We start from the raw sequence: 17,382 nt of genomic DNA, 5'->3' as shown, positions 1-17,382 counted from the left end.
AACACATTTTGTGTAACTGCCAGGTTTAAATAACATCTTTCAAACGGTCTTCGAATTCAATCATAAATCGATTCAAGGCCGTTTTCCAATTTCTTATCGGCATCGTCCATTTTTTCGACGCTTGCTCAATCGCCAAATAGATAACTTTCTTCGCTGAATCATCATGTGGAAATAACTTACGTTTTTTAATCGCCTTACGAATAACGCTGTTCAGTGACTCTATCGCATTCGTGGAATAAATCGCTTTGCGTATATCGTCAGGGTAGTTAAATAACGTGCTGACGTTTTGCCAGTTACTTCGCCATGAGCGAGAGGTGCTCGGGTATTTACTATCCCATCGATGCTCAAATTGGTCGAGCGACAACAGAGCTTCATCTTCAGTGACTGATTGATAAGGACAATTAAGAGGACACTCAGCCTAAATTGAAAAATATGACTTATGCACTTTCGCCGTTATTTTCATTTTAGGGTGAGTGCCATATCTAAATTTTGCCTGTCACCACTCGATGCCATGTATACCCAAACCATTTTAGGCTCTGGCATCCTGCTTCGATTTTCCTTCACCATCCATGGTTTCGGTTGCAATCAATGTTTTGTGCTAATCTTTTCTCGACTTGCCTAATCTTGTATCTTCAAGTGGCCTGGGTATATAGAAGTCATTGTAATTTCTTTTTACTCTACTTTTGACAAACTTCTACTCTTTATCAGCTAATACGTTAAGATATGAGTGCAACAAATAACGAGAAGAGCTATTCTAATAAAAACAATGCGTTATAGATTTAATGAATTTGAATTTGATAGTACAAGTTTAGTACTTAAAAAAAATGGTCAGGCATTGGCTATTCGACACAATGAAGCCAAAGTACTCAAGCTACTTATTGAGCAACCTGATAATGTTTTTAGTAAAGAAGATATTTTATCTCATGTTTGGCAAGATAAAGTGGTATCGGAACAAGCTGTCTTTCAAAATATTAGCCATTTAAGAAGTCTTTTTGGTAATCAGGCCATTAAAACCTTTTCAAAACGAGGTTATCAGTGGCAACTTAATGTTGATGCAATTCACGTTGACACTAGAAATGCTAGAAGTCCTGAAAGTGTTCAAAGCGTTATAAGTGCAAATATTGCCCCTCAACAAGTCAATCTTTCAGTAAAAGCAAAAATTAAAAACTACCGGCTGATCATTGCGTTAGCCAGTTTGATGATCTTTATTATTGCTGTGATTAATTTAATGGCTTTACACCCTCAAAAAGAGAAAAGCGCTGTTATTAGTATCGCCTATGTCCCGATAAGCAATCAACATGAAGCGAAGTTTGTCAGACTTGATGATAATGAACACTTTGATTTTACCGAGTTACCTCAGTTAAATGCAGAAAATTTTCAGGCTTCAGTGGAGTTGCAATACCCTCTATTAGCCGAAGCACACCCCTTAGTTTTATCTGGTTTTATTCGACGCTATAATAAAAAAACGTACCTTGATTTTATATTAAAGGGCCCTTTTTCAGAGTGGCAAGGGCAAATATCAGGCGAAGATCAACAAGCGGTTTTAAACCAACTACAATTGCATTTACAACAGAGTGTTATTTATGATCTGCTAAATAAAGTGCAAGCCCCAGAGCTGAAACAAGCAAACTTGTCGATTGCTCATCAACAAGCACCGAATGATGTTATTATTCTTAGCCAGCTGATCAGTACTTATATAATGCTTGGTGAACTCGATAAAGCCATGGTGATGGCGAATAAACTGGAAAACACCTCAGTTGAACTAAACAACGAACAATATGTTGGCAATGCATTACTCTTTCAAAGTGAGGTTTTAACGCGTAAAGCGCTATTTGAATTAAGCGCCAACAAGCTCGACAGTGCTATCGTGCAATTTAAAAATATCAACGATTTAACTCGGCAAGCAGATGCTTGGTTCGCACAGTCTTGGATAGATCATAATCAGGCTGATTATCAAGCGATTAAAGCTAGTTTACTTAAATCTGCACAGTTGGCTTTTGATGCTCAAGATAAGCAACGCGAGTTAAGTGCTTTGACTTACTTATCTGTATTAGCCTATAAGAATCATCAAGAAGATGATAAATACCTTTATTTAAGACAAGCCGAAAATAAGATGAAAGCTTACCAATTACCGAGTTATCATTTTGCGATAGTGCCATATCATTATGCTATTTTTGCTAAAAGCCCTAAAGACAAAGCACCTCATTATAAACAAGTATTAGCACTTGCCGCGTTAACACCTGATTTTTGGGCGGCACAAAATAGTCGCCAACAACTGATGGAGTACTATATAAGTGAAAACCGGCTTACAGAAGCTCAAGCGCTTATCAGTGGTGTCACTAAAGATAACGCCCAAAACTCATACTTGAAAACCTTGTTAGCGCAAGCACAACAAAATGAGGAAGCATTTGTTAGTTATGCCCAGCGCACCTTTGAACAAGCAGAGCTGGCCGGTAATATTACGCTTAGTTTAGACATGGCTTTACTTATGTGCAGCACAAAAAGCACGCAAGTAAATTATGATTTTTATTTTCAATATATTGATAAAAAATCAACTGCCTATTGGCGGCGTAATAATGCTGAAAAATTGTTGGCACTGAAAATATAACATTGCGCTAAAGTTGATTAATTAAAGCTGTAATTTCGATAGTCAATTATGCGGTAATTCATCTCGGCATTAGCATAATTAATTAGGCAGCATAATCGCTGCCTATACTTTGTATTGTCACTTATATGCTAACTTGCACTCACATTAATTTCACATGCTACTGCTATTATTTCTGTTTAAGGCTCAGCCAGTTTAGCTTCCAGTTATTATCGAGTGATTGCAAAGTAAGTTTATGCTGACCTTTTTCAAGGTAGATTTTTGCACCTGTTTGCGTTTGCCATTCATTATAACCACCAGTATTTGTTATTTTTTCAATGCTTAATTCTTTATTATTGACTAAAACCACAAAGCCTTTGGTGTCTCGTGGAGCTGCCACGCGGTAGCTAAGGTTATAATGGCCTGATTGTGTAACTTCAAGTTGATAGTCTATTATCGCTTTATCACCAATACCTACAGGCCCCGTTAAATTAAACTTACCATCAATATCAGAGGTTCTTCCTACGCTAGAATCAGTAAGTTCAGCTGCGGCTTCTGCTTCCACTCTGCCAGGAGCATACACCCATGAAGCTTGAGTTTTTACTGTATTGCTGTAATCACTTTGCTGGTGATACCTAACCGCCACTACGGTATATTCATATTGATGACTATCGATATTGGCATCTTTAAACGTTGTTTCAACTATGTTTGACGCTAATAATTTAAATGTACTGCCCGTAGCGGCATTTCTATAGATACGATAGCTTTCAATGTCGGTTTGCGGGCTCTTGTCCCAGTTTAAGATAACAAGACCATCTTTTTGATTTAATGTTAAGTTTGTTACCTTGTTGGGATATGGCGGCATAGCATCGCGTCTTAACTTTTCGCTTCGTTGCGCTGTTTTTAGCTGCTTGATAAATTTTTTAGTGTTACTCGATTTAGCAGGGCTTGCGCCATCAAGTGCTATTCGAAAGCCCTCAACTGCACCGACAAAGTCTTCACGCATGACACCTCTTTGGCTAACTGAGAATGTATTCCAATGCCAGCTGCCGCCTCGAGATACTCGAAACTCACAAACGTCATCAATCCATGGCTGACCATTACTATTGGCATTGTTATAATCATCCTTATAACAATCAGCGATAAACTCAACCACATTACTAACCATATCGTGCAGGCCAAAAGGATTAGGCTTATACATGCCAACAATACTTGCATAAGCTGAGTGGTCAATGCAGTTTGATTTACCATTAAAAAAGTTAACATAACTGGTACCGCTATCGCGTTGTAAAATATTTTCACCGGTTAAATCAGCAGTATTTTCATAGTCACAAACTAGGGTTTGCTCAGGATCGTTACCAAAATAATATTTACTGCTTGTGCCTGCTCTAGCGGCATATTCCCACTCAGCCTCACTTGGTAAACGATAAGGGCGTCCGGTTTCTTTTGCTAGCCATTGGGTATAAGCCGTAGCCGCTTGCCAGCCTATACAGTTTACCGGTTGAAAGTCACTGGTATTAAGATTATTGTTTTCCCATGTACCGTCAGTTTTACCGTAATTAAACCAGCCATTGAGTTGATGGATACATTGAGCAGGCATGTTATAACCCGTTTCTTCTATAAAATGACGAAACTCTTTTACGGTGACTTCATATTTGCCTAAGCTAAATTCACTTAAGGTAACGGTATGTATAGGTTGGGCATCTGCTTCATTGATATCGCCCATTTGAAAGCTACCGGCGGGAAGGGTAACCATAATAGGCTCAATTAATTCACTGCTATTCTCGTTTGCATAAAGTACAGTACTACTACTTGCTGATAACAATAGCGGGGTTATTAGTTTGTTTAGTTTACTTAGCTTGTTCAATTTCATTTAGCTTTCCTTTTTAATGAGAGCGTAATAATGAAAGCATCAGTCAGTAAAATCTTATTAAAAATCTAAATATGAGTAAAAATAGAAAAAAACTAGATTATCAACCCCTTATTTAACTTTAAGTGATTGAATTGTAATAGGTTATTTTTTTTGTTGAAATATCTTTCTAAACAAAGAGAGGTGCTATTTGTTTAGAGCAGGAGCTGAAATATGCTGATACGAGGTGCTAGTACAGAGTGGGAAGTATCTTATTAAGTGTTGGGTGAATGGTTTGTTTAAATTAACTGGTTATTCAAATTAGTTGGTTATTTACAGCAAAGACTTGAAATCAAAAATAAAAAAACCGCAATCATGCGGTTTTTTTCATGGCGCCAGTAATACGTGTGATAAATTGTTAGCCGGAATTACTGATGCGAGCGTAGTCTTAATGTTGTTGTGCTAGCATCATAAATAAGCACGCGCTGATAAGCCGGCATTAAGTAACTTTGGGCTGTGGCATTGCTAATAACCTCAGACCATAGTTCGACTTGGGCATTGTTATACTTACTGTAAGTAATACCTAACGTCGGATCAAAGCGATAGAAGTAACTATTATCATCAGTATCAGTGCTGGTGTTAAACGTTTGTACGTTTGCATTACCTTGCAGTAGCGCGTTATCAGTATAAGTGCTGCCATTGAAGCTTGCCCATTCGCTAACATTATTTGCAGTATATATAGTATTACCGTCATGACTAATAGCAAAGTTAGATAAGTTAGTAAAAGCTACGTTGCTATAAGCAGGTTCATTGGTTACTGAGACCATTTCACTAGCATAAGCGTTGTACGCTAGGGTAAAGCGTTCAAGTGATGTTGCTGATTGATTATAAACCATATACATATCGGTACTATTTGCTTGGGCAGCTGTTGATGCAAAAAAAGCATTTTCTTGATCCCAGTATTGGCGAACTAAGTTGAGATCGGCATACTCAAGTGTTTGGGTGATAACAACAGGAGCACCCGCGATCATTTTTATCATCAGTGGGCGAAACTCTATAGTGATATCGTCGCTGTTGATTTGACTAAATTGATAATCAGCTAAATCAAACTGGTAGTGGTTAACGCGAGTTTGCTCCACTTCATCTTCATCAAGGTAAGTTTCACTATTCGATGCTAAAAGCATAGAGCCATCAGGGTGAATAACTAAATTAGTTAAATCTACTCCAGCTACAGGTGAAGCCGTTGTGTTAATTAAGGCACCAGAAACAACATGGTAAGTGCTCAAACTGTCGCCATTAGCTATGTATACGTAAGGGCGCATAGGATCTAAAACAATCCCTGAGGTATTAAAGCTAATATTTTCTATATCAACATCAATAGCATCACTTGAGCCTTTGTTAAATGTAACATTAATGCTGCCTGATAATGCTGAGCCCGCGGTGGTAGGCGATAAGGTGATCACTGCATTATGAACACCGTCTGTCGTTATATTGGCTGGCAATCCAGTGATAGTAAGTGTGTTGTTAATGTTATCAGCAGACAGCGATAACCAGTTTACATTTGTACTTGCTTGCCAAGCTATGTTGGCTTCACTGTTGGTCATAATATCAACCGTATGAACTAACGTTTGTTCTGTCGCTAAGCTGTTAAAGGCAAGGGCAGGGTAGTTGCTACTTAATCTGATAGCATCAACCGCTAGTTCAACTAAAATAACTCTTGTGGTGTCAGTTACGGGATCATAAATTGCAATACTTGCTGTCATTAAGCCCCAACCGGCTATTAAGCTACGGTCGATATCAATTAAAACACTATCGCCATTTTCATCACTTTGTTGGGTTAATATTAACCAAGGCGCAGTTGCTGTTGCTTGCCAACCTGCACCAATATTCATTAGTGTAAGTTCTTGCTGCGCTATAGTGCTGTTGCCAAAACTTGTTGTGAAAGCAAGTTGCTGCGCGGAAGTAGAAAATTGACTTAAGTTGATGACACTGACGGTGTTAGCACTTGTTGATGTGAGTACTGCTCGGCTATCGCCATTAGCAATGAACATATTAGTTGGCTGATTTTGCCCTAATTCAATACTATTCGCTATGCTTTGCTGTTCATTGTATACATCAACTTTAAAGCCAACACCATCTTCAAACCTAACGTAGTGAGGGCGATCATTAGCGCTATGAGCAAGGGCCAAATTTGTTAGTGTATCGTCACTATTTAATACGCCATTATCGGTAAATGTTGTACCGTCAAAGCTAATCCATTCACTGGTTGGGCTGATAGCATAGATATTTTTTTCATCAGCGGTAACATAAAAGTCGTTAATTTGGTCATTGTCACCTAAAAGCTCGGGGCGGTAAGTATGACTAATTTCACTGCTAATTGGATTACGGCCAAAATCGTTTACTTTGAAGTTGATGCGCTTTATCGACATGATGTCATTACTGGTATCTAGTGCGAATAATGCTTGCGTTTGTTGTGCAATATTGAATGCTCGAGCAAAAAAGGCATTCGTGCTATCAAAGCCAACGCGGTTTAGATTCTCATTTGCATATTCTAAAATAGCGGTTGCAACGAAGTAGCGACCGTCAATACGGACAAACTTGACTGGTTCGCTGATGATATCGGTCTCAGCTAACTCAACAAAGCTCATGTCAGCTAAATTAATTTGATATCTGTGTGTGACTGTTTCACTGGTGTCTTCGTCAATTACTGTGGTTTCGACAGCCTTAGCTAACATAATAGTGGCATCAGGATGAATAATGAGTTGCTCTAATAATGTTTCTGCCGGCGCGATAACTGTCGTTGATAGCAGCTCATTGGTATATAAGTGGTAACTGCGAAGCTCGTTGTTAGTGGCAACGTAATATTGAGGTAGTAACGGGTTAATGACTACGCCACTGGTGTTTTCGCTGCTATTACTATTAGCTACAACTTCAACCGTATTGTTTTCAGTATTTGCATCTGACTTGTAAAAACTGACTTGAATGCTCTGTGCTATTGCGCTCGTTGTATCGTCACCGGTTAAGGTGATTTCGGCAATTGTTGTACTGTTATTCGCTAAAGTTGTACTGTCAGCACTGATGGTTAATTGATTGTTTTGTGGATCAGCTGTTAATGTTAACCAACTTGCGTCAGTGCTGGCTTGCCATCCCCAAGGCAAAATACTATTTGAGTTGATGTTAATTGTTGTTTGGCTGTTACTAATATTACCCATTTCAGCTAAGGCAACAGTCGCTTTATCAGCAAATAAATGTATGTTATCTAAACTTAATTCAACGGGATATTGGGTGGTGCCTAACGGAGTTGTTATATCTATAGTGCCAGTATATAAGTTAGCTTCAGTGAGCTCGCTAAGGTTTGGGGTAGCGGTTATGGTTGTTATACCGTCGGCAAAGCTTTTATCAACACTTAACCAAGGCACAGAAGTGGCTAAGGTAAGGTTATCGGCATTTGAACTGAGGTTAATTGTTTTCGTGGCAATGCTTTGTACACCAAAAGTATCATCAAAAGTTAGTGCCTGCCAAATCAGTAGTGAAACATTAATATCAGCATGGGCAAAATTTGTTGTCGCGGGATCACCACTCGATAATCTGAGGGTAGTACCGTAAAGATCTGGGTTAATTCTATCGGCATTGACAATATCAATATGAATGGTAGCGGTGTTACTGGTTAGGTTTTCAATACGGTAATTTAACCAAGCTACGGGACTTGCTGTAGGGGCAAAACCAAGCAATAAACCACTGCCATCAAAGGTAACATCTACGGAAATAGTGTGGCCTTCATCTTGCAAAAATTCATTGGTAAATGCTATCGATGAAAGTGATGCATTAATGTTAAATGTTGGCGTTTTATCACTTGAACCACCACATGCTTGTAAAAATAGTGAACTAAATAAAATTAGCCATACTAAACGCATGTTTTTAATTTGTCCTTTCATACAGATCCCTGTTTTTATTAATAGCTAGAGCTTAGCTTTTATTTATGACTGTAAGTTAATATTAACGATATTGATGAATAGGCTGATTACAACTGCTGTAAGGTCGACTCATTCATGACTTTAATAGTATGCATTTATTTTGCGCGATTATTAACATAATGTAAAACTTATCGTCATTAATCAATCACTGAACATATTATTGCCATGCTACTGCAAAGAGTAAGACTCAACCGAAATAGTAACATTTTTATATAAATTATCGCTTTAAGCAGCACTCCTCTTAAAGTCACACTACCTTAACTAAACATTTCAACGCTAAGAGTTACTTTTAGTCAGTTAGCTACTATTTATCCAGAGTTCAGGTTATTTACTATGGAAAGTCTTTAGCTCATGCAAAGCCGCTAAAAGTAATCATTACAAACGTGTATGTATATCAACTTAAGCACTGAGTAGATTATGAATGTATGCGCCGCTTAGAAATAATTTATCTAAAACGCTTTAAGCAAAAGTACCTTGAAAAAGCGCCTTAAGTTGGACAATTGCATCAGTCAATGTTTACTGCAGAGCCAAAAATGAATTTAAATAAGGGGTAGTTTATGACAATAGAGTATAAAAATTAACAATAAATGCTCAAATACATTGGTATCTTTAAGTCGAGCTTGCGTATAATAAGCGCTTTGGTGCGTCCCTAATAAATGATCAGAAAATAAAGCCAGAAGTGTGCGCTTTATGCAATAACGTGGTTTCTCTATCAACGAAATCATGACACTATTAAACGCTTAAACAGAATTAATTTTTCGAAAAGTTGGAAATTCAAATGATTGAAACTAGTGCCCAATTGCGTCAGGCATTTTTAGATTTTTATGCTTCTAAGCAGCACCAAATTGTTGCAAGTAGCTCTCTTGTTCCTGGCAACGATGCGACATTACTATTTACCAATGCGGGCATGGTACCGTTTAAAGATGTCTTTCTTGGTGGTGATACTCGTAGTTACACACGAGCGACATCAGCACAACGTTGTGTTCGTGCCGGCGGTAAACATAATGATTTAGAAAACGTTGGCTACACAGCACGCCACCATACTTTTTTCGAAATGTTAGGTAACTTCAGTTTTGGTGACTACTTTAAAAAAGAAGCTATTCATTATGCTTGGGAATTTTTAACCACAGTATTAGCCTTACCTAAAGAAAAGCTTTTAGTGACTATTTATGAAACTGATGAAGAAGCCTATAACTATTGGTTGAATGATATTGGCGTACCGGCGGATAAAATTATTCGTATTGGTGATAAGTCAGCAGATAAAAAGTATGAATCTGATAACTTTTGGTCAATGGGTGATACCGGACCATGTGGCCCATGTTCAGAAATCTTTTATGATCATGGTGAAGATATTTTTGGTGGTCCTCCTGGCTCACCTGATGAAGATGGTGATCGTTTCATTGAAATTTGGAACATTGTTTTCATGCAATATAACCGTCATGCCGATGGCACGATGGAACCCTTACCTAAGCCCTCAGTAGATACGGGCATGGGATTAGAGCGCATTGCCGCTATCATGCAAGGTGTTCATAGCAACTATGAAATTGATATTTTCCAAGGCCTAATTCGTGATACCGCTAAATTGCTTGAATGTGATGACTTAGCGCATAAGTCATTACGTGTTATTGCTGATCATATTCGTTCATGTAGTTTCTTGATCACTGATGGTGTTATGCCGTCGAATGAAGGTCGTGGCTATGTTTTACGCCGCATTATTCGTCGTGCTATTCGTCATGGACATAAATTAGAAGCAAAATCATTTTTCTTTCATAAGTTAGTTGCCTCTCTAGCTGAACAAATGGGACAAGCATATCCTGAACTTATTCAGCAACAAGCCATTATTGAAAAAATCTTGCGTATTGAAGAAGAGCAATTTGGTCGTACATTAGATCGCGGCATGGCGTTACTTGAAGATATTTTGGCTGAACTTAAAGGCGATACTATTGCCGGTGATGACGTGTTTAAGCTCTATGATACCTATGGTTTTCCAGCAGATTTAACCGCTGATATTGCCCGCGAACGTCAATTAAGCATTGATCTTGATGGCTTTAATGCTGCCATGGCTCAACAGCGCATTCGTGCCCAGAAAGCGAGTCAATTTGGTACGGATTATAACGACACTATTAAATCTGATCATCGTACTGAATTTAAAGGTTACACGCGTAGTGAAATGTCATCTACCGTTATTGAGCTTTTTAATAACGATGCGTCTGTTGTTGAGCTAAATGCTGGCGAAGCGGGTATTGTTGTACTTGATAAAACGCCATTTTATGCTGAATCTGGTGGACAAGTTGGTGACAGCGGTATGTTACATATCGATGACGGCATGTTTGAAGTAACAGATACTTTTAAACTAGGCCACGCTTTTGCACATAAAGGGATTGCACATCACACGATAGGCTTAAATCGTCGTGTTAAAGCTGAAATTAACACTGAACGTAGAGCGGCTATTGTTAAAAACCATACTGCTACCCACATTCTGCATGCAACACTTCGTAAAGTGCTAGGTGAGCATGTTACACAGAAGGGGTCATTGTGTGATGCTGAAAAGTTACGTTTTGATTTCTCTCATTTTGAAGGCGTTACACGAGAAGAGTTAACGACTATTGAGCGTATCGTTAATGAGCAAATTCGCAGTAATTTAGCGCGCGAAACGCAATTAATGCCAATTGACGAAGCGAAAGAAAAAGGCGCTATGGCATTGTTCGGTGAAAAGTATGACGATGAAGTGCGCGTTGTCACTTTAGGTGAGTTTTCAACTGAGCTTTGTGGTGGTGTACATGTTGATCGAACGGGTGATATCGGATTGTTTAAAATTGTTTCTGAGTCAGGTATTGCTGCTGGTGTGCGTCGCATAGAAGCGGTAACAGGTGAAGCGGCATTAAATTACTTTGCTGCCCAAGAAGAAACGTTAAATACTATTGCTGCATTAGTTAAAACGGATCCGGTAAATGTAACCGGCAAAGTTGAACAAGTTATATTGCGCAATAAAGAGTTAGAGAAAGAACTCGCCCAGTTTAAACAGAAACTGGCGAGCCAAGCAGGATCTGATTTAGTGAGCCAAGCTGTTGAATACCATGGTGTGAAGGCACTTATTGCTAATTTAGACGGTGTTGAAGCTAAATCTCTGCGTGGTATGGTTGATGACCTGAAAAATAAAATGGGCTCAGGCATTATTTTGTTGGCAACAGCGAATGACAACAAAGTGAGCTTAATTGCTGGTGTAACAAAAGATCTTATTGGTCGTGTAAAATCTGGCGAATTAGTCAATGTTGCAGCACAAGAAGTTGGCGGTAAAGGTGGTGGTCGTCCTGACATGGCTCAAGCCGGTGGTAGTGAGCCAGAAAATATTGAAGCAGCTTTAAAAGCAGCACAAAGCTGGTTAACAGATAAGTTGAGCTAAACACTTACCTTATAATGTTATATAAGTTGAAATTGATTAAGGGGCTTTAAGCCCCTTTTTTTATGTACAGGAAGTACGGTATAACGCGGGCGCATGGATGCGCAAGAGTGTATATGTACAGGAAGTACGGTATAACGCGGGCGAATGGATGCGCAAGAGCGTATATGTACAGGAAGTACGGTATAACGCGGGCGCATGGATGCACAAGAGCGTAAATAAAAGTAAACCTTTCTCAACAGCCTTTTCTCAACTAATACTGTCTGTAGTATCACTGCAAATCTAATAGCGCGATGTTTAATATGAAATATTAAGTAGCCTGAACTGCTGGATAAGTAGCACTTGCTCAATGCTCCCTTTTAAGCCATTACCTGCGTTAAAACGTCGATAAATAGCTCGCAATTCATAAACGTTTTGCCTTGGAAGGGCATAAAATGAAGCATTGATGTTATCTATTAGTGATGTTCACCTTGCTATAGCATTTACTTGGCCACCTAAGCTTTTGATTCACTTGAATATCAAGTGCTCATTATCCAGAGTTCAGGTTAAGTACTAAAAAATTTAAACTATAAGAGAATTTTTTTTCTAACTTTAGGGTCTTTTGTTAATGGGCTGTAACGATAATGTTGTTATTTCTGGTGTTTACTAAAAATTTACCTAAATTTACAAAAAAACTACCAATATAGTGTTTATTGTTTCATCAAGGTTGTTAAAATGAGCGCTAATGGTTGCAATTGTGCCCTGCTATAGCTTTTATAAGTTTTCTGTTAAACACTGATAATTCGACATTGTCGATGGACGCTTCAATGTTTGATAAGTATTTTAGATACTTATTATCAACTTTAGTGCACTTTTGCAAAAATTAGACTAAATTTAATTTGTTACTAGCTTATATATATTTAGTGGATATCGTTTTTAAACATAAAGGAAATTAGGATGTTAATATTAACTCGCCGAGTTGGTGAAACGTTGATGATCGGAGACGACGTCACAGTGACAGTGTTAGGGGTGAAAGGCAATCAAGTACGTATTGGTGTTAATGCACCAAAAGAAGTGTCGGTTCATCGAGAAGAAATCTATATGAGAATACAATCAGAAAAAGGTGAGGGGGAATCCTCAGGCAATAAATTTTAATTGCTTCTCATAATTAAAGCCGACATTTGTCGGCTTTTTTGATTTCGCGATAAAACTTATTCTGACAATTATTAGGCTTTTTTGCATATTAATGTTTGAAAAATGAGCGTGTTGTTTGAATTCTCAGCAAACAGTCAAAAAATAGAAAAAAATGCCGAAAAAAGTTTGACTTATTTTTATAATCCCTTATTATTCGCACCCATTGGAGAGGTGGCCGAGTGGCCGAAGGCGCTCCCCTGCTAAGGGAGTATCTGGTTTATCCCGGATCGAGGGTTCGAATCCCTCCCTCTCCGCCATTCTTTTAGATTGGCATCGTAGGAACAACGATAATGAAATAGTTCATGTGAATGGATGTAATATTAACTAGGTTGTCTACCTAAGTGAATATTATTTAGTTCGCTATCTCTTGGACTTAGAGATATAAATAAAAAGTTTGTTAAGGACGCGTAGCTCAGCTGGATAGAGTACCTGGCTACGAACCAGGCGGTCGCAGGTTCGACTCCTGCCGCGTCCGCCACTTTTCTTTAGGTGGCTAAATATTAAAAGAGTAGCTAATATTAAAGCTAATAAAAAATAAATATAAATAACATCTCCTAAACATGAGATGTAAAAAAACAGTTTATTGCGGACGCGTAGCTCAGCTGGATAGAGTACCTGGCTACGAACCAGGCGGTCGCAGGTTCGACTCCTGCCGCGTCCGCCACATTGAGAAAACCAGTCTAACGGCTGGTTTTTTTTCGCTTTAATATTTGCCTTTAAAGGGAAGTTATTAAAGTAATCTGGCTTATACTTTCAAGAGTATAATTCGCTATCTCCTAAACATGAGATATTAAAAAACAGTTTATTGCGAATACGTAGACTAGTTGGATAGATTATCTAACGTTAATGGCTACGAACAATGTTCGCTATCTCCTAAACATGAGATATTAAAAAACAGTTTATTGCGAATACGTAGACTAGTTGGATAGATTATCTAACGTTAATGGCTACGAACCATGTTCGATATCTCCTAAACATGAGATATTAAAAAACAGTTTATTGCGGACGCGTAGCTCAGCTGGATAGAGTACCTGGCTACGAACCAGGCGGTCGCAGGTTCGACTCCTGCCGCGTCCGCCACATTAAGAAAACCAGTCTAACGGCTGGTTTTTTTTCGCTTTAAGATTTGCCTGTAAAGGTAAGTTAGCCATATTGGAGAGGTGGCCGAGTGGCCGAAGGCGCTCCCCTGCTAAGGGAGTATCTGGTTTATCCCGGATCGAGGGTTCGAATCCCTCCCTCTCCGCCATTCTTTTAGATTGGCATCGTAGGAACAACGATAATGAAATAGTTCATGTGAATGGATATAATATTAACTAGGTTGTCTACCTAATTGAATATTGTTTAGTTCACTATCTCTTAAACTTAGAGATATAAATAAACAGTTTATTGCGAGTGTGTAAGCTAGTTGGATAGTTTATCTAACGTTAATGGCTACGAACCATATTCGCTATCTCCTAAACATGGGATATTAAAAAACAGTTTATTGCGAATACGTAGACTAGTTGGATAGTTTATCTAACGTTAATGGCTACGAACCATGTTCGCTATCTCCTAAGCATGAGATATTAAAAAAACAGTTTATTGCGAATACGTAGACTAGTTGGATAGTTTATCTAACGTTAATGGCTACGAACCATGTTCGCTATCTCCTAAGCATGAGATATTAAAAAAACAGTTTATTGCGGACGCGTAGCTCAGCTGGATAGAGTACCTGGCTACGAACCAGGCGGTCGCAGGTTCGACTCCTGCCGCGTCCGCCACATTAAGAAAACCAGTCTAATGACTGGTTTTTTTTCGCCTAAAATATCGGGGTATACTTCTTTTAGAAGCTTTAGCTGATCTCTTAAGTAAAATATCTATCACCGTATAACTATCCAAATTACAAATTATGCCTATTTGCGAAGACGGCTGAAACTTGCCTATGTAGAGAATGCAAATAAGCATGTAAAGGCTTATTTCAGCACTAATAGCAGTGTTAATAATTTGCTTGCCATTTAATGAAGTTTAAAAACGTAACTTTGTTTTTAGCTCACTGCTTAGGTGATTTAAGTTGACTACTTGGATAACTTTTTAAATATAGTATATTGTATATTATGACCTTTTTTTTCTTTCTAATACCCGTTATTCATGAGTTTGATATTGTATACAATCGTTTTGATATATCATTTTGTATAAAAAGATGATGAAATATTATTGCTTTTTGTTGTTTTTTTGAACTATCTTGGCTTGACATCGCTTTATTTTAATCAAATTGTAAAAATGTGTTTGCATTTTACTTATTGGAGTGATTATTCTAATTATATAAAATTGCTTGAGAGTAAAAAAATGGAAAATCTTCAAGAGTTATTTATTGAAGCAGGTACTTTAATGCTAGCCGGAATGGTCTTTGTTTTTGCCTTTTTAGGTTTATTGATTGTTTTTATCAATGTTGTGCTAGTTAGGTTGGCGAAAAAATACCCAGATGCCATTGTCGAAAGTAGAGCTACAAATAAACGAAATAATAAAAAACAAGAGGGTAATGCCGGTGTATCACCGGCAGTCGTCGCAGCAATATCATCTGCTGTCACTCAATATCGCCAACAACACTCTACAAAGAAATAGGATATAACCATGACCAAGCCTTTAGGAATAACTGAAGTCGTTCTACGTGACGGCCATCAATCATTACTCGCCACTCGTTTGCGTTTGGAAGATATGCTTCCCATTGCTGCTAAAATGGATGATATTGGTTATTGGTCCATTGAGTCATGGGGCGGTGCAACATTTGACTCTTGCATTCGCTATTTAGGTGAAGATCCTTGGGAGCGTATTCGAGCACTAAAAAAAGCGATGCCTAAAACTAAGCAACAAATGCTATTTCGTGGTCAAAATATCTTAGGCTACCGCCATTATGCTGATGATGTAGTGGAAAAATTTGTTGAACGTGCCCACATTAATGGTATTGATGTTTTTAGAATTTTTGATGCCATGAATGATGTTCGTAACTTGGAAACATCGATTAAGGCCGCAGTAAAAGTTGGTGCTCATGCACAAGGTACATTGAGCTATACCGAAAGCCCAGTTCATACGCTTGAAGGTTGGCTTACTATGGCGAAGCAACTTGAAGATATGGGCGCACACTCTTTATGTATTAAAGATATGGCCGGTTTGTTGAAGCCATACGATGCAGCTGAACTGATAGGTCGTTTAAAAGAAACGGTTGCCTTACCTATTGCATTGCACTGTCACGCGACAACAGGTTTAAGTGTGGCTACTCATATGAAAGCTATTGATGCAGATATTGATGTTATTGATACCGCTATTTCTTCAATGAGTATGACTTACGGTCATTCACCAACTGAAACCATCGTTTCTATCGTGGAAGGTACACAACGTGATACCGGTTTAGACATGGTTAAGTTAGCCGAAGTTGCGACTTACTTCCGTGATGTGCGTGAAAAATATGCGCAATTTGAGGGCAGTTTACGTGGTATTGATGCGCGTATCTTGTTAGCACAAGTGCCTGGTGGCATGTTGACTAACATGGAAGGACAGTTAAAAGAGCAAGGCGCTGCAGATAAACTTGATGAAGTGTTAACTGAAATACCTAAAGTACGTAAAGATTTGGGGTATATTCCATTAGTTACACCAACGTCTCAAATTGTTGGAACGCAAGCGGTCTTAAATGTACTTACTGGTGAGCGTTATAAATCAATTACCAAAGAAACCGCTGGGGTTTTAAAAGGCGAATACGGCAAAACAGCTGATAAGGTAAATGCAGACCTACAAGCACGTGTGCTAGAGGGTAAAGAAGCAATCACCTGTCGTCCTGCAGACTTACTTGACCCTGAAATGGATAAGTTGTCGGTTGAGTTACAGCAAATTGCTGCAGATAAAAATATCAGTTTAGCTGATGACACTATTGATGATGTCTTAACTTATGCCTTATTCCCGCAAATTGGTTTGAAGTTTTTAGAAAACCGTAATAACCCTGATGCTTTTGAGCCTGCACCAACTAAAGCTTCAGCTGATAGTGCGGCTGCCGCTGCGCCAGTTGCAAGTAATGTCAACGCTGGGCCAGAAAGTTACGCTGTAAGTGTTGATGGCAAAGTTTTTGATGTTGTTGTGGCCCCAGGTGGTTCGATTGAAAATATTCAAGCTGCTACCAGTAGTGCTGCAGCGCCAGCTGCAAGCTCAACAGGTGGTGAACCGTTAAAAGCACCTTTAGCAGGTAATATTTTTAAAGTATTGGTTAATGAAGGTGATGAGGTTGCTGAAGGTGAAGTGGTTATCATTATGGAAGCAATGAAGATGGAAACGGAGATCCGCGCGACTAAAGCAGGAGAAATTTCTGTCATTCACACCCGAGAAGGTGATTCTGTTGCCGTTGGTGATACATTGTTGAGCTTGGTATAGGACACCC

Annotated in this window: 7 protein-coding genes, 6 tRNA genes and 1 pseudogene; 11 read left to right on the top strand and 3 right to left on the bottom strand. The window is 38.6% G+C overall.

Translation table 11 applies throughout. The features are described 5' to 3' along the window. Positions 1-25 precede the first annotated feature (25 nt). Positions 26-406 (bottom strand): annotated as a pseudogene (locus B0169_RS08810) (transposase); the annotation flags it as partial. A 360-nt stretch (positions 407-766) separates the two neighbouring features. Between B0169_RS08810 and B0169_RS08805 the strand changes: the two are divergent. Further along, a complete protein-coding gene (locus B0169_RS08805) occupies positions 767-2,608 on the top strand; it encodes a winged helix-turn-helix domain-containing protein (RefSeq protein WP_077285607.1) in 1,842 nt (613 codons plus the stop codon). 166 nt (positions 2,609-2,774) lie between these two features. Here the strand turns inward: B0169_RS08805 and B0169_RS08800 are convergent, their stop codons facing one another. Then, complete coding sequence (locus tag B0169_RS08800; protein ID WP_077285606.1) at positions 2,775-4,457, bottom strand: SUMF1/EgtB/PvdO family nonheme iron enzyme; 1,683 nt, start codon at positions 4,455-4,457, stop codon at positions 2,775-2,777. 404 nt (positions 4,458-4,861) lie between these two features. Next, positions 4,862-8,368 carry a hypothetical protein gene (locus B0169_RS08795; protein WP_077285605.1) on the bottom strand — a complete coding sequence of 1,169 codons (3,507 nt, stop codon included), beginning with the start codon at positions 8,366-8,368 and terminating at the stop codon, positions 4,862-4,864. Between the two features lie 817 nt (positions 8,369-9,185). Here B0169_RS08795 and alaS point away from each other — a divergent pair. The 10 genes from alaS to oadA all read left to right on the top strand — a co-directional run bounded on the left by alaS (position 9,186) and on the right by oadA (position 17,375). Continuing rightward, entirely contained in the window at positions 9,186-11,810 is a 2,625-nt protein-coding gene (gene alaS, locus B0169_RS08790) for an alanine--tRNA ligase (protein WP_077285604.1), read from the top strand. Positions 11,811-12,743: 933 nt separating this feature from the next. Beyond that, the gene (gene csrA / locus B0169_RS08785) at positions 12,744-12,941 is read left to right on the top strand and encodes a carbon storage regulator CsrA (protein WP_077285603.1); all 198 of its coding nucleotides are present in this window, start codon (positions 12,744-12,746) and stop codon (positions 12,939-12,941) included. Between the two features lie 204 nt (positions 12,942-13,145). Continuing rightward, positions 13,146-13,237 (top strand) — tRNA-Ser (locus B0169_RS08780). 144 nt (positions 13,238-13,381) lie between these two features. Next, a tRNA-Arg gene (locus B0169_RS08775) sits at positions 13,382-13,458 on the top strand. Between the two features lie 109 nt (positions 13,459-13,567). Further along, a tRNA-Arg gene (locus B0169_RS08770) sits at positions 13,568-13,644 on the top strand. 339 nt (positions 13,645-13,983) lie between these two features. Beyond that, positions 13,984-14,060, top strand: a tRNA-Arg gene (locus B0169_RS08765). 74 nt (positions 14,061-14,134) lie between these two features. Continuing rightward, a tRNA-Ser gene (locus B0169_RS08760) sits at positions 14,135-14,226 on the top strand. A 437-nt stretch (positions 14,227-14,663) separates the two neighbouring features. Further along, a tRNA-Arg gene (locus B0169_RS08755) sits at positions 14,664-14,740 on the top strand. A 565-nt stretch (positions 14,741-15,305) separates the two neighbouring features. Continuing rightward, positions 15,306-15,581: an OadG family transporter subunit gene (locus tag B0169_RS08750; protein ID WP_077285860.1), complete on the top strand. Its 276-nt coding sequence runs from the start codon at positions 15,306-15,308 to the stop codon at positions 15,579-15,581. A gap of 9 nt (positions 15,582-15,590) precedes the next feature. Further along, positions 15,591-17,375, top strand: a complete 1,785-nt coding sequence (gene oadA / locus B0169_RS08745; protein WP_077285602.1) for a sodium-extruding oxaloacetate decarboxylase subunit alpha — start codon at positions 15,591-15,593, stop codon at positions 17,373-17,375. Positions 17,376-17,382: the final 7 nt, after the last annotated feature.

The organism is Cognaticolwellia aestuarii, assembly GCF_002000025.1.
Taxonomy (GTDB): domain Bacteria; phylum Pseudomonadota; class Gammaproteobacteria; order Enterobacterales; family Alteromonadaceae; genus Cognaticolwellia; species Cognaticolwellia aestuarii.
Note: the sequence above shows the minus strand (reverse complement) of the source record. Positions and strands in the feature narration are given on the sequence as shown.

Bases quoted from the DNA above. Each gene is read 5' to 3' on its own strand.
- B0169_RS08800 (WP_077285606.1), bottom strand. From the start codon at position 4,457: ATGAAATTGAACAAGCTAAGTAAACTAAACAAACTAATAACCCCGCTA.
- oadA (WP_077285602.1), top strand. From the start codon at position 15,591: ATGACCAAGCCTTTAGGAATAACTGAAGTCGTTCTACGTGACGGCCAT.
- alaS (WP_077285604.1), top strand. From the start codon at position 9,186: ATGATTGAAACTAGTGCCCAATTGCGTCAGGCATTTTTAGATTTTTAT.
- B0169_RS08795 (WP_077285605.1), bottom strand. From the start codon at position 8,368: ATGAAAGGACAAATTAAAAACATGCGTTTAGTATGGCTAATTTTATTT.
- B0169_RS08805 (WP_077285607.1), top strand. From the start codon at position 767: ATGCGTTATAGATTTAATGAATTTGAATTTGATAGTACAAGTTTAGTA.
- B0169_RS08750 (WP_077285860.1), top strand. From the start codon at position 15,306: ATGGAAAATCTTCAAGAGTTATTTATTGAAGCAGGTACTTTAATGCTA.
- csrA (WP_077285603.1), top strand. From the start codon at position 12,744: ATGTTAATATTAACTCGCCGAGTTGGTGAAACGTTGATGATCGGAGAC.